Origin of the sequence: Streptomyces sp. NPDC058459, assembly GCF_042721685.1 — a bacterium.
In the GTDB taxonomy this organism is placed as follows: Bacteria; Actinomycetota; Actinomycetes; order Streptomycetales; family Streptomycetaceae; genus Streptomyces.
This window is the reverse complement of sequence record NZ_JBHXLV010000013.1, coordinates 1-12,491: the sequence shown is the minus strand read 5'-3', so window position 1 is coordinate 12,491 and position 12,491 is coordinate 1. Positions and strand designations below refer to the sequence as shown.

The following is a 12,491-nucleotide window of genomic DNA, read 5'->3' as shown; positions in this document are numbered from 1 at the left end:
CCGGTGGCTCTTACCTTCACCCTGGACCCTGCCGTCACTCCCGACCTGCGGGACGGACTGCTCGACCTGTGGGCCGAGGTCACCGACGCGGGCGGCGCGGTCGGCTTCGTCGCCCCGGTCGCCCGCGAGGAGATACGGCCCGAGCTGGTCGCCTCGCTGGCCCGGCTCGCCCGGGGCAGCAGCCGGCTGCTGGTCGGGCACGACGAGGGGGGCCGGGTCGCCGCGACCGCGTTCCTCACCTTCAACACCCACCGGCTGATGACCCACTGGCTGTGGCTGTACACGGTCATGGTCCATCCCGAGCACCAGGGCCGGGGGTACGGCCGCGACCTGCTCGCGGCCGCCGCTGACGCCGCGCGCGGGATCGACGGCATCGACGCGATACGGCTCGGCTGCCGGGGCGGCCACGGCCTGGAGCGCTTCTACGCCTCCTGCGGCTACCGCGAGGTGGGCAGGGTGCCGGGTGCCATCCGGGTGGCACCGGGCGACCACCGCGACGACATCACCATGCTGCTGACCCTGCGCTGAGCCCGCCCACCCCCTGCCAAGATCGGGGGGAGCGCGTGCTTCACTGGGCGGTGCACGTCTTTGGGGCCGAAACGACACGGAAGAGTGGATTGAGATGCTCCGCTACACGCTGATGCGCCTCGGCGTCCTCGCCGGCTGCCTCGTGGTCGCCTGGGCAGCCGTCTACTCCGGGATCTTCCCGCGCGGCTTCGGCGCCTCCAACTTCTTCTGGGTCGTGCTGCTCGCCATGGTGATCTCGGCGCCGATCAGCTGGGTGGTGCTGCGCAAGGAGCGCGAGCGGGCCTCCCTCCAGGTCGCCGGCCGGGTGGACCGCATGAAGGCCGACCTGGACGCCAGCCGCAGCCAGGAGGACGCGGCCGAGGCGCACAGCCAGGCTTCCTGACCCCGGCCGGGCCCGCACGGGATCACCACGGGTGCCGCGTACGAATCGCCGACCTGAACGGCGCCCACCGGTGCGGCCGGCGGCCGCCTGAACGCCCCGGTGTGCGGGGCGCGTATGTCATGCAGCAAGCAGTACGCCGCTGCACGTCCCAGGAGCCGCCCGTGTCCGCCCCGTACCCCCATGCCTCCGGCTCACCCGTCCCGCACGTATCGGCCCTCGACTACGACGGCCGCCCGGTGCTGGTGGAGCCCGAGATCCGGCGTCTGGACGGGGTCGTGTGCGAGGTGGCGGTGCCGCCGCTCGCACCCAGGGTCACCCATGGCTCACTGGCCGACCTGCCCTTCGACAACGCCGAGGCGGAGCCCGGCGCGGTGGTGCTCAGCCGGAAGAACGCCTCCGGCGAGTGGGAGGACGTGACCGCCGAGCGGTTCGCCGCCGAGGTGCTGGCGGTGGCGCGCGGGCTGGTCTCGGAGGGGCTGATGCCCGGCGAGCGGATCGCCGTCATGGCCCGCACCCGCTACGAGTGGACCCTGCTGGACTTCGCCGCGTGGGCGGCCGGCCTGGTCACCGTGCCCGTCTACCCGACCTCCTCGGTCTACCAGACCCGCTGGATACTCCAGGACTCCGGCGCCGTCGCCCTGATCACCGAGACCACCGCCCAGGGTGCCGCCATCGCGCCCGAACTGGCCCGGCTGCCCGAGCTGCGGCACGTCTGGGTCATCGACGAGGGCCACGTGGAGCTGCTCGCCGAGGCGGGCGCGGGCACACCGGACGGCGAGGTCTCCGTACGCCGGGGCATGCTGGGTCCCGACACGCTCGCCACCCTGATCTACACCTCGGGCACCACCGGCCGCCCCAAGGGCTGCGCCCTCTCGCACGGCAACTTCTTCGCCGAGATCGACAACGCCATCGAGCTGCTGTACCCGGTGTTCAAGGCGACGACCGGTGACGAGGCGTCGGTGCTGCTGTTCCTGCCGATGTCGCACGTCTTCGGCCGCATGGTCGCCATCGCGTGCGTCCGCGCCCGGGTACGTCTCGGCCACGCGCCCAGCCTCAGGCCCGAGCAGCTCCTGCCGGACCTGGCCGCGTTCCGGCCGACCTGTCTGCTGACCATCCCGTACATGCTGGAGAAGGTGTACAACACCGCCCGCGCGAAGGCCGAGACGAGCGGCAAGACCGCCGGCTTCGACCGCGCGGCCGCCACCGCCGTACGCTACGGCGAGGCGCTGGAGGCCCGTCAGACGGGCACCGGCAACGGCCCCAGCGCGGCGCTCAAGGCGAGCCGTTCCCTCTACGACCCGCTCGCCTACCGCAAGCTGCGCGCCGCCATGGGCGGCAGGGTCCGCTACGCCATCTGCGGCGGCTCCCCCCTCGGCCGCCGCCTGGCCGCCTTCTACGCGGGCGCCGGCATCGAGATCTTCGAGGGGTACGGCCTCACCGAGTCCACCGGCGCGTCCACGGCCACCCCGCCCCTCAAGTCCCGTCTCGGCACCGTGGGCTGGCCGCTGCCCGGCACCCGGGTGCGGATCGCTGCCGACGGCGAGATCCTGATCTCCGGCGACCATGTGCTGCGCGGCTACTGGGACCAGCAGGCGGGCGGTGTCGTCCCCGCGACCCGCGACGGCTGGCTGGCCACCGGCGACCTGGGCGAGCTGGACGACGACGGCTACCTCACCATCACCGGCCGCAAGAAGGAGCTGCTGATCACGGCGGGCGGCAAGTCGGTGGCACCGGCCCCGCTGGAGAACTGGCTGCGCCAGCACCCCCTGATCTCCCACTGCCTCCTGGTCGGTGACGGCCGCCCCTACATCGGCGCCCTCATCACCCTGGACGCGGACGGGCTGGCCCACTGGCGCCAGATGAACGGCAAGCACCCGGTGCCGGCGGATCTCCTCCTCGGCGACCCGGACCTGAACGCCGTCCTGTGGAACGCGATCGAGCAGGCCAACCAGCTCGTCTCCCGCCCCGAGTCCATCCGCCGCTTCACCGTGCTGCCCGGCGACTTCACCGAGTACAGCGGCCACCTCACCCCGTCCATGAAGCTCCGCCGCGCCCGCATCCTGCGGGACTTCGCGGACGCGGTGGAGAGCCTGTACGAGGGGTCGGGCCAGGTCACCGGGCCCTGAGTTCAGCGCGCCCGGCCGAGGAGGAACGCCTGCGCGACGGGCTCCCCGGGCTCGGGCTCCCGTACGGTGCGGGAGACGGGCGCGAAGCCGGCCTCCGCCAGCAGCGCGGCCGTCCGCTCCGGGTCGCGGCGCAGGAAGTCGAGGCTGACGGGGTGCCCCCACGGCCGCTCGTGGCGCCGGGGTTCCCCGCCCGCCTGGAAGGCGAGCAGCAGGTGTCCGCCCGGCGCCAGTACGCGGCGGAACTCGGCGAACAGGGCGGGCAGCCGCTCCACCGGGGTGTGGATGCTGGAGTACCAGGACACGACCCCGGCCAGCTCCCCGTCGGGCAGGTCCAGCTCCAGCATGGAGCCCTGCTCGAAGCGCAGGCCGGGGTTCTCGCGCCGGGCGACGGCCAGCATGGCGGGGGAGAGGTCGAGCCCGGACACGTCGAGGCCGAGGGCACCGAGGAACCCGGTGATCCGGCCGGGCCCGCACCCGAGGTCGGCCACGGCCGCACCCGCCCCCACCAGCTCGGCGAACACACGCAGCAGGGCCCGGTCGAGGGGCTGGGAGAGGTGGGCGTCCCGGAAATGAGCGGCGTAGTCCTCGGCGACGGCGTCGTAGAACATCCGGGTCGCGGTGAGGAAGTCGGGGGAGGGCGGGGAGACGCGGGAGTCGGTCATGAGGAGCGACCCTAGGGGGCGCCGGTCACTTCCCGGGGCTGTTCGGGTGAGAACTCGGGCCGGAATGCCCCGGCCGCGGAATTCGCCCGGAATTCATCGGGGTGTCACGGCGAAAAGGCAGGAGCCCCGTCGCCGGAAGGCGTGGGGCTCCTTGGGTACTGCACTCAGGTTCTGCGATCAGGCAGTGATCAGACGGGAGTGACGTTCTCCGCCTGCGGACCCTTCGGGCCCTGGGTCACGTCGAAGTTCACCTGCTGGTTCTCCTCGAGGGAGCGGAAGCCGGTGGCGTTGATCGCGGAGTAGTGAACGAAGACGTCGGGGCCGCCGCCCTCCTGGGCGATGAAGCCAAAGCCCTTTTCGGCGTTGAACCACTTAACGGTTCCGGTAGCCATAAGCCCTCCTTGGGCTCAAAAGGGTTGCCCTGCTCCAGAACCTGCAAGTGCGAACGGTGCTGCACGACTGCATTCATCTGAAAACGACGAGAGCCCGCGGTCACATGCTCCGCAGGCTCTGTACTGCAAGGGAAACCAAACTGCAACTTGCGGCGAGCCTAGCACGCGGCCACCGGAAAGCAATAGAGGTCAAGATCACGTCACCCGAATGTTTGAACCCCCTGCCACAGGCGCACACCAAGGCCCGGTCCGGGCGGTATGACGGAAGGGGTCTAGTCTCGCGATGTGGACAATTCTCGCACCCGGCCGCGCGTCGGCCACATCCAGTTCCTCAACTGCCTGCCCCTCTACTGGGGGCTCGCGAGAACCGGCACGCTCCTCGACTTCGAGCTGACCAAGGACACCCCGGAGAAGCTCAGCGAGCAACTGGTGCGCGGTGCTCTCGACATCGGCCCGATCACCCTTGTGGAATTCCTCCGCAATGCCGGTGACCTGGTCGCTTTCCCCGACATCGCGGTGGGCTGCGACGGCCCGGTGATGTCCTGTGTGATCGTCTCGCAGGTGCCCCTGGACCGGCTCGACGGTGCGCGGGTCGCCCTCGGCTCGACCTCGCGGACCTCGGTCCGCCTCGCCCAGCTCCTGCTGGCCGAGCGGTACGGCGTGCGGCCGGAGTACTACACCTGCCCGCCCGACCTGAGCCTGATGATGCAGGAGGCGGACGCCGCCGTCCTCATCGGCGACGCGGCCCTGCGCGCCAACCTGCTCGACGCGCCGCGATACGGCCTTCAGGTGCACGACCTGGGCGCGCTGTGGAAGGAGTGGACGGGTCTGCCGTTCGTCTTCGCGGTGTGGGCCGCGCGACGTGATTACGCCGAACGCGAGCCGGAGATCACCCGCAAGGTGCACGAGGCGTTCCTCGCCTCCCGGAACGTCTCCCTTGAGGAGGTCGGCAAGGTCGCCGAGCAGGCCGCCCGCTGGGAGGCGTTCGACGAGGCGACCCTGGAGCAGTACTTCACCACCCTCGACTTCAGCTTCGGCCCCCCGCAGCTGAAGGCGGTCGCGGAGTTCGCCCGCCGGGTCGGCCCCACGACGGGCTTCCCGGCGGACGTGAAGGTGGAACTGCTCGGGGCGTGATCACTACGCTGCCGGGGAGCGGCTTCACGGGGGAGTCCGCGGGGGAGGGGGCGCCATGCAGCCGCTCGGAGCGGACGAACCGGCCGCCGCAGGCCCGTACCGGCCGCCGGGCCGGCTGCGCCGGACGGATCGACCCGGCGGAAGCCGCGTGGACATCCTCACCCTGAGGCAGGCGACCGCCAGCCGCCTGCCGGCCACGTCGACGGGCGCCGAGGACAACCACCAGGGCTGCGACCCCGCTCCCCGCCAGGTGGAGTCCGCCCCCACCGGGGACGGCCTGTCCCGCACCTCCACCAGCGCGGCGGAGGGCAACCCCGGGGCCCGCCTCTCCGAGGTGACGCCCGATGACTGACCTGCTCCCGGTGGCGCTGGCCGCCCTGTGGGGCGCGGCGACGGGCGCCTTCCTCCCCCGAGCCGCGTACCGCTTCACCACGCCCCAGGGCACCCCCTGGCGCCAGACCTGCGAGGCGGCGGGCCACCCCCTGACCGGCTGGCTGGGCGCGACCCCGTGCCCCGGCTGCCCCCGTACGACAGTGCCGGCCCTCCCGCTGATCACGGCCATGGTGTGCGCCCTGCTGGCCCTGGCGACGGGCCCCCGCCCGGAACTGGCGGCCTGGCTGACCCTGGCCCCCGTGGCGACCCTCCTGGCAGCGGTGGACCTACGGGTGCACCGGCTGCCGGACCCCCTGACCCTCCCCCTCACCCCGGCCGTACTGGTCCTCCTGGCCCTGGCGAGCCGGCTCCCCGACCACACCGGCACCTACCGCACAGCCCTCTACGGAGCCCTGGCCCTGGGCGCCGGCTACCTGGCCCTCCACCTCCTGAACCCTTCCGGCATGGGCTTCGGTGACGTGAAACTGGCCCCGGCCCTGGGCGCTGCGCTCGGCTGGTACGGCTGGCCGACCGTCATGCTCGGCACCTTCGCCACCTTCACAGCGGGCGCCCTCTACGGCCTGGCCCTCCTCCTCACCCGCCGGGCCACCCGCAAGTCGGCGATCCCCTTCGGCCCGTTCCTCCTGACCGGCACCTTGCTCGGGGTACTGGCGGGCGCGTACACCTCCTGAGATGACCGAGCCCCTGGCCCAAGCAGCCCTCGCAGCCCTCCAGCAACGGCCCGCCGAGGGGGTGGCCGACGTGTGGACGGACGGCCCCCTCGGCTTCGTCCTCCTCGTGCACCGCAGGAAGGACGGGGTGATGGCCGAGGAGCTGTACTACGCCCTGCGCGCCGAGGACGGCACCTGGGACCGCCCGGAACACGTGAGCGGCGGCGTCCTGGGCCTGGACCCGGGCGACCCGGCCATGGTCGCCGGGGCCCTGGCGGGCGAGCCGATCCGCGTACTCGGCGCGTCCGAGACCCTGCTGTACACGGGCCGGGGCCCGGACGGCGACGAAACGGCCCACATCTGGCACCTCCTCATCACGGAAGAAGCCGACGCGCTCACCACAGGGGACACCCACCGAAGGGTGACGAGCCCCCTGTGCCTGCTGATCCTCTTCCCGGGCGAGACCGCACACGTCTGCGCGACCCGCGACGCACACGCCCTGGGCGCCCCCTTGACCCTCAGGGCCCCCGTCCGGCCTGAAGTCGGGTGATCGACGACGCTGGCGTAGGCTGACGACGTCCGCCCGCCCGTCTCCCGCCCCCACCCCTGTTCCGAGCGCTACGCGCACTGTTCTTGATCAACCCTTGACGAAAGGGACGCCCGGTGACCGAGAAGGCCGCTCCCGCTTCTTTGGATGTCGCAGCCGTGCTGGACCGAGCCGCGGCGGGCGGACGCATCACGCCCGAGGAAGCGCTCGTCCTCTACCGCGACGCCCCCCTGCACGCGCTCGGCGCGGCTGCCGACGCCGTGCGCCGCCGCAGGTACGCGGGCATCGAGCACATCGCGACGTACATCATCGAGCGCAACATCAACTACACGAACGTGTGCGTCACGGCGTGCAAGTTCTGCGCCTTCTACGCGGCCCCGAAGGACACCAAGAAGGGCTGGAGCCGCGACCTGGACGACATCCTGCGCCGCTGCGCGGAGACGGTCGAACTGGGCGGCACCCAGATCATGTTCCAGGGCGGCCACCACCCGGACTACGGCGTCGAGTACTACGAGTCGCACTTCAAGGCGATCAAGGACGCGTTCCCCCAGCTGGTGATCCACTCGCTCGGCGCGTCCGAGGTCGAGCACATGGCCAGGATCTCCGAGGTCTCGGTGGAAGAGGCCATCACCCGCATCCACCAGGCGGGCCTGGACTCCTTCGCGGGCGCCGGAGCCGAACTCCTCCCGGCCCGCCCCCGCAAGGCGATCGCGCCCCTCAAGGAGAGCGGCGAACGCTGGCTGGAGATCATGGAGACGGCGCACAACCTGGGCGTGGAGTCGACGTCCACGATGCTGATGGGCACGGGCGAGACGAACGCCGAGCGCATCGAGCACCTGAGCATGATCCGGGACGTGCAGGACCGTACGGGCGGCTTCCGGGCCTTCATCCCGTACACCTACCAGCCCGAGAACAACCACCTGAAGGGCCGCACGCAGGCGACGCTCTTCGAGTACCTGCGCATGATCGCCATCGCCCGCCTGTTCATGGACAACGTCCAGCACATCCAGGGTTCGTGGCTGACCACGGGCAAGGAGGTCGGCCAGCTGTCGCTGCACTACGGCGCGGACGACCTGGGGTCGATCATGCTGGAGGAGAACGTGGTCTCCTCGGCCGGCGCCAAGCACCGCAGCAACCGCCTGGAGATCATCGACCTGATCCGCAAGGCGGGCCGCACCCCCGCGCAGCGGGCGACGACCTACGAGCACCTGGTGGTCCACGACGACCCGGCGAACGACCCGGTCGACGACCGCGTGGTCTCCCACATCTCCTCGACCGCGATCGAGGGCGGCACGGCCCACCCGGAACTGAAGCTGATCGCCTCCAACTAGCCGCACCGTGCTGACACTTCACGTAGCCGAACACTCACCCGAGGCGGCGGTCCTGATCGACGGGGCGTCGGTGGCGGCAGTGGGCCCGTACGAGCGACTGGCCGCCGCCGCCCCCGGTGCCAGGGTGCGGAGCTGGCCCGGCATCCTCCTGCCGGGCCTGCTCAACCCGTACGCCCCGGAGCTGCTGGAGGCCACCTACCACCCGGACCCCAGAGAGTCCGACACCCTGGGTTCGGCCCCCCTCACCGGCGAACGTGCGCAGGCGCTCTTCCGCGGCGACCCCTCCCGCCTGGGGGCGAGCGCGCGCAGAGGCGTACAACGCATGCTGGCCCACGGCACGGTGGCGGTGGCAGGCGATCTGCGCACGCGCACGGCGGCGGACGTGGTCCGCAGAGCGGGCCTGGCGGTGGGCCGACGCCCGCCCCGCCTGCCGGGCCCCCCGTCCCTCTCTCCGACCCCGCTGATCCTCATGCCCCCTCTGGCACCGGGAAGCCCGGCCAGATTCGCGGTGTTCGACGTGGCGACCCGCGAGGACCTGGTGAAGCGGGGCGCGAGCACCTGCGTGGCGACGGTGATCGAGGGCCGCCTGGTCCACCGAAGCCGCTGACCGAACGGCGGGACAGCCGAGAACGGCACCGCCCCCCGACGCACGGCCCCGGCACCCCCACCGCCCGGCCCCCCGGCGGACGGGCCTGCGACAATGACGACGTGACCCGCGCCTCCCTGAACAAGCAGCCGCACGAAGTCGCCGAGATGTTCGACGACGTGGCGGAACGGTACGACCTGACGAACGACGTGCTGTCGCTCGGCCAGGACCGGCGCTGGCGCAAGGAGGTGGCGAGGGCGGTGGACGCGCGCCCCGCGCAGAAGGTCCTGGACCTGGCAGCGGGCACGGCGACGTCATCACTCCCCTTCGCCCGCGCGGGCGCCTACGTGGTCCCCTGCGACTTCTCCCTGGGCATGCTCCAGGTCGGCAAGAAGAAGCACCCGTGGCTCCCGATCACGGCGGGGGACGCGACGAGGCTCCCGTTCAAGGACGACACCTTCGACGCGGTGACGATCTCCTTCGGCCTGCGCAACGTCCAGGACACGGACGCGGCGCTGCGTGAGCTGTACCGGGTGACGAAGCCCGGCGGCAGGGTGGTGATCTGCGAGTTCTCGCACCCCACATGGACCCCGTTCCGCACGGTGTACACGGAGTACCTGATGCGGGCGCTGCCCCCGGTGGCCCGCTCGGTGTCGTCGAACCCGGACGCGTACGTGTACCTGGCCGAGTCGATCCGAGCGTGGCCCGACCAGCCGGCGCTCGCGGAGAAGCTGCGGAAGGCAGGCTGGTCGAGGGTCGCGTGGCGCAACCTCACCGGCGGAGTGGTGGCTCTGCACAGGGGCTTCAAGCAGCCCTGAGCAAACACCTCACCGCCCGATCACCTCGAAAGCGTCCCCCGGCTCCCCGAGTTCCCGCTGAAGCCCGCCTGAGGGCGGCGCGGGCAGCCGGGGCTCCCGCACACCCCCACCGCCCTCACCTTCCCCGAAGTCGAACCACACGTAGACCACGGAATCGGGCGGAACCTCGGCACCGGGCGCCGGGAACTGCCGTACGACGTAATCCACGACGAGCCCCGCGAACTCCGGACGGTCGGGCGAGTTGAGGAACAGCCCGCGGGTGCGGGCGGCCTCGCGGGCGTCGACTGCCATGAGCCCGACCAGCCGAGGCACCCGCACCTCGGACGTTTTGGGTGGTATTCGCACTGATGTCACCCCCAGTGGTACTGGCAGGGTAACTCCGCGAAGGGGAGCCCGGAAGCGACATCTGGCTTTCTGTGACAAGAAACCACGTAGAGTCACAACTCAAGCGAGTAGCAGAGCCCTTGCCGCTCGGAGGAAGGCGTGGTGAACCGCTCGGAGAGCCGCATGCCGAGCCGCTGGGTGACAGCGATCGACCGTTCGTTCTCCGAGTCGACCATGGCGACGACCCGTCGGACCCCGGTGGAGCGGACCCGCTCAAGACAATCCTGGGCGGCGGCGGACGCGTACCCGAGCCCCCAGTGCGCCCGCCCGAGCCGCCATCCGATCTCGATCTCCCCGGCGGGCCCCCACGCATGAGGCCAGGGCTGGGCCCCGGTGAACCCCACCACGTCCCCGGACCCGTCGAGCACGGACCACAGACAGAACCCCAGCTCGGCGTCGTGCCGCCGCTGCCGGGCGGTGAGCTCCTCGTACACGGACAGTTCGGCGGCCCGCCCTCCGTGGAACCGCATGACCTCGGGATCGGCGAAGACGCGGTGCCAGACGTAGGCGTCCTCGTCGGTGGGCACACGAAGCCGTACTACGGGGTGAGTTCGGTTCACGAAGCAGCCCTTCAGCCGGTTGATCAATGCTGCTGAATAGACTGCCTGTGTCCAGTGCCCGCCGGCACGAAGATTGACAACCTCGGGGGAGAACCCGCCGTGACTGAGCCCCTCTCCGACAACACCGCAGACGTGATCGTCGTGGGCGCGGGGCCGGCCGGCTCCACCACCGCCTATCACCTCGCCAAGGCCGGACTCGACGTCCTGCTGCTGGAGAAGACCGAGTTCCCGAGGGAGAAGGTCTGCGGCGACGGTCTGACCCCGCGCGCGGTCAAGCAGCTCGTGGCCATGGGTATCGACATCTCCGAGGAGGCGGGCTGGCTGCGCAACAAGGGCCTGCGCATCATCGGCGGCGGCTCCCGCCTCCAGCTGGACTGGCCCGATCTCGCCTCGTACCCGAACTTCGGCCTGGTCCGTAAGCGCGACGACTTCGACGAGCAGCTGGCCCGGCAGGCGCAGAAGGCGGGCGCCCGCCTCTTCGAGCTGTGCAACGTGAGCGGACCGGTCATCGACGACCGCACGGGCCGGATCACCGGCGTGACGGCGAAGCTGGGCGACGACAAGCGCCCGGTGACCTTCCACGCACCCCTGGTGGTCGCGGCGGACGGCAACTCCACCCGCCTGTCCCTGGCGATGGGCCTGCACCGCCGCGAGGACCGCCCGATGGGCGTGGCCGTGCGCACGTACTTCGAGTCCCCGCGCCACGAGGACGACTACCTGGAGTCCTGGCTGGAGCTGTGGGACCGCCGGGGCGCCCAGGACCGGCTGCTGCCCGGCTACGGCTGGATCTTCGGCATGGGCGACGGCACGTCCAACGTGGGCCTCGGCGTGCTGAACACCTCGGAATCCTTCAAGGAGCTGGACTGGCGCGAGGTGCTCAAGGCGTGGTGCGCGTCCATGCCGGAGGAGTGGGGCTACACCCCGGAGCACATGACGGGCCCGATCCGGGGCGCGGCCCTGCCCATGGCCTTCAACCGCCAGCCGCACTACACCAAGGGCCTGCTGCTGGTCGGTGACGCCGGCGGCATGGTGAACCCCTTCAACGGCGAGGGCATCGCCTACGCCATGGAGTCCGCCCAGCTGGCCGCCGACGTCATCGTGCAGGCCCATGCCCGCCCGACCCCGGCGACCCGCGAGATCGCCCTCCAGCGCTACCCCCGCGTCCTGAAGGACACCTACGGCGGCTACTACACCCTCGGCCGAGCCTTCGTGAAGCTCATCGGCAACCCCAAGGTCATGCAGATCGGCGCCCAGCGCGGCCTGACCCACCCCGTCCTGATGAAGTTCGTCCTCAAACTCCTCGCCAACCTCACCGACCCCACGGGCGGCGACGCGATGGACCGGGTGATCAACGGCCTCACCAAGGTGGCGCCGAAGGCGTGACGATCCGAACCCCGCCCGCACGTGACGAGAGAGGGACCATGACCGCCATCGGCGTCACCGGACACATGGACCTGACCGAGGAGTCCGTGCCGCTGGTGCGGGCCGCGCTCGACGATCTTCTCAAGGCGTACGAGCCAGGCGCCCTGGTCGGGGTCTCCTGCATCGCGGCCGGTGCCGACTCGCTCTTCGCCGAGGCGGTGCTGCACGCGGGCGGACGGCTCGTCGTGGTGCTGCCCTCGACGGATTACCGGACGGCCAAGGTCGGACCGGACCATGCCGAGACCTTCGACCGCCTCGTGGCGGCGGCCGACGAGGTGGTCGTCATGCCGCACGAGACGGCGGACCGGCAGGCGTACGAGACCGCGAACCGGACGCTCCTCGCCCGCGCCGAGCGGCTCGTCGCCGTGTGGAACGGCGAACCGCCGTCGGGCAGGGGCGGCGGCACGGCCGACGTCGTGGTCGAGGCCCGGAGCGCGGGGCTTCCCGTCGACGTGGTGTGGCCGGTGGGCGCGGCCAGGCGGGGGTGAGATGACGGACCCGCCCCCGCCCGGCCGCCGGGCGGCGGCCCGGGGCCGAGCATGGCGGGAGACGTACGAAGGCCGCTGCCCCCCGAGG

At 71.5% G+C, this 12,491-nt stretch carries 16 protein-coding genes; 12 read left to right on the top strand and 4 right to left on the bottom strand.

Going from position 1 to position 12,491, the window contains the following annotated elements:
* The first annotated feature begins 3 nt into the window (after nucleotides 1-3).
* The 3 genes from ACFWN1_RS04770 to ACFWN1_RS04760 all read left to right on the top strand — a co-directional run bounded on the left by ACFWN1_RS04770 (nucleotide 4) and on the right by ACFWN1_RS04760 (nucleotide 3,036).
* Complete coding sequence (locus tag ACFWN1_RS04770) at nucleotides 4-528, top strand: GNAT family N-acetyltransferase (protein ID WP_384358193.1); 525 nt, start codon at nucleotides 4-6, stop codon at nucleotides 526-528.
* A gap of 94 nt (nucleotides 529-622) precedes the next feature.
* Nucleotides 623-910, top strand: coding sequence for a DUF4229 domain-containing protein (locus ACFWN1_RS04765; protein WP_384358191.1), 288 nt, complete (start codon nucleotides 623-625; stop codon nucleotides 908-910).
* A gap of 161 nt (nucleotides 911-1,071) precedes the next feature.
* Nucleotides 1,072-3,036 (top strand): AMP-dependent synthetase/ligase, encoded by a 1,965-nt coding sequence (locus ACFWN1_RS04760; protein WP_384358189.1) that lies wholly within the window; start codon nucleotides 1,072-1,074, stop codon nucleotides 3,034-3,036.
* 2 nt (nucleotides 3,037-3,038) lie between these two features.
* On the opposite strand, the gene ACFWN1_RS04755 is transcribed toward ACFWN1_RS04760, so the two are convergent.
* Both ACFWN1_RS04755 and ACFWN1_RS04750 read right to left on the bottom strand, forming a co-directional pair.
* Nucleotides 3,039-3,698 (bottom strand): class I SAM-dependent methyltransferase, encoded by a 660-nt coding sequence (locus tag ACFWN1_RS04755; protein ID WP_384358187.1) that lies wholly within the window; start codon nucleotides 3,696-3,698, stop codon nucleotides 3,039-3,041.
* Between the two features lie 188 nt (nucleotides 3,699-3,886).
* Nucleotides 3,887-4,090 carry a cold-shock protein gene (locus ACFWN1_RS04750; RefSeq protein ID WP_030813734.1) on the bottom strand — a complete coding sequence of 68 codons (204 nt, stop codon included), beginning with the start codon at nucleotides 4,088-4,090 and terminating at the stop codon, nucleotides 3,887-3,889.
* Nucleotides 4,091-4,375: 285 nt separating this feature from the next.
* Between ACFWN1_RS04750 and ACFWN1_RS04745 the strand changes: the two genes are divergently transcribed.
* From ACFWN1_RS04745 to ACFWN1_RS04715, 7 genes are all read left to right on the top strand, one after another.
* Nucleotides 4,376-5,224 (top strand): menaquinone biosynthetic enzyme MqnA/MqnD family protein, encoded by an 849-nt coding sequence (locus ACFWN1_RS04745; protein WP_384358185.1) that lies wholly within the window; start codon nucleotides 4,376-4,378, stop codon nucleotides 5,222-5,224.
* Nucleotides 5,225-5,279: 55 nt separating this feature from the next.
* Nucleotides 5,280-5,576 carry a hypothetical protein gene (locus ACFWN1_RS04740; protein ID WP_384358183.1) on the top strand — a complete coding sequence of 99 codons (297 nt, stop codon included), beginning with the start codon at nucleotides 5,280-5,282 and terminating at the stop codon, nucleotides 5,574-5,576.
* The gene (locus ACFWN1_RS04735; protein WP_384358181.1) at nucleotides 5,569-6,288 is read left to right on the top strand and encodes a prepilin peptidase; all 720 of its coding nucleotides are present in this window, start codon (nucleotides 5,569-5,571) and stop codon (nucleotides 6,286-6,288) included. Before ACFWN1_RS04740 ends, ACFWN1_RS04735 begins: the two co-directional genes overlap by 8 nt.
* A 1-nt stretch (nucleotide 6,289) precedes the next feature.
* Entirely contained in the window at nucleotides 6,290-6,817 is a 528-nt protein-coding gene (locus tag ACFWN1_RS04730) for a hypothetical protein (RefSeq protein ID WP_384358179.1), read from the top strand.
* Nucleotides 6,818-6,930: 113 nt separating this feature from the next.
* Entirely contained in the window at nucleotides 6,931-8,145 is a 1,215-nt protein-coding gene (gene mqnC / locus ACFWN1_RS04725) for a cyclic dehypoxanthinyl futalosine synthase (protein ID WP_384358177.1), read from the top strand.
* A gap of 7 nt (nucleotides 8,146-8,152) precedes the next feature.
* Entirely contained in the window at nucleotides 8,153-8,752 is a 600-nt protein-coding gene (locus ACFWN1_RS04720) for a hypothetical protein (protein WP_384358175.1), read from the top strand.
* Nucleotides 8,753-8,853: 101 nt separating this feature from the next.
* On the top strand, nucleotides 8,854-9,549 hold the full coding sequence (locus ACFWN1_RS04715; protein WP_384358173.1) for a demethylmenaquinone methyltransferase: 696 nt from the start codon (nucleotides 8,854-8,856) through the stop codon (nucleotides 9,547-9,549).
* 9 nt (nucleotides 9,550-9,558) lie between these two features.
* Here ACFWN1_RS04715 and ACFWN1_RS04710 read toward each other — a convergent pair whose 3' ends face one another.
* Entirely contained in the window at nucleotides 9,559-9,867 is a 309-nt protein-coding gene (locus ACFWN1_RS04710; RefSeq protein WP_384358275.1) for a PASTA domain-containing protein, read from the bottom strand.
* A gap of 119 nt (nucleotides 9,868-9,986) precedes the next feature.
* Nucleotides 9,987-10,493, bottom strand: coding sequence for a GNAT family N-acetyltransferase (locus tag ACFWN1_RS04705; RefSeq protein ID WP_384358171.1), 507 nt, complete (start codon nucleotides 10,491-10,493; stop codon nucleotides 9,987-9,989).
* Nucleotides 10,494-10,592: 99 nt separating this feature from the next.
* Between ACFWN1_RS04705 and ACFWN1_RS04700 the strand changes: the two genes are divergently transcribed.
* Together ACFWN1_RS04700 and ACFWN1_RS04695 are read left to right on the top strand one after the other, a co-directional pair.
* Nucleotides 10,593-11,876: a geranylgeranyl reductase family protein gene (locus ACFWN1_RS04700; protein ID WP_384358169.1), complete on the top strand. Its 1,284-nt coding sequence runs from the start codon at nucleotides 10,593-10,595 to the stop codon at nucleotides 11,874-11,876.
* Nucleotides 11,877-11,914: 38 nt separating this feature from the next.
* Nucleotides 11,915-12,403 (top strand): hypothetical protein, encoded by a 489-nt coding sequence (locus ACFWN1_RS04695; RefSeq protein WP_384358273.1) that lies wholly within the window; start codon nucleotides 11,915-11,917, stop codon nucleotides 12,401-12,403.
* Nucleotides 12,404-12,491 lie beyond the last annotated feature (88 nt).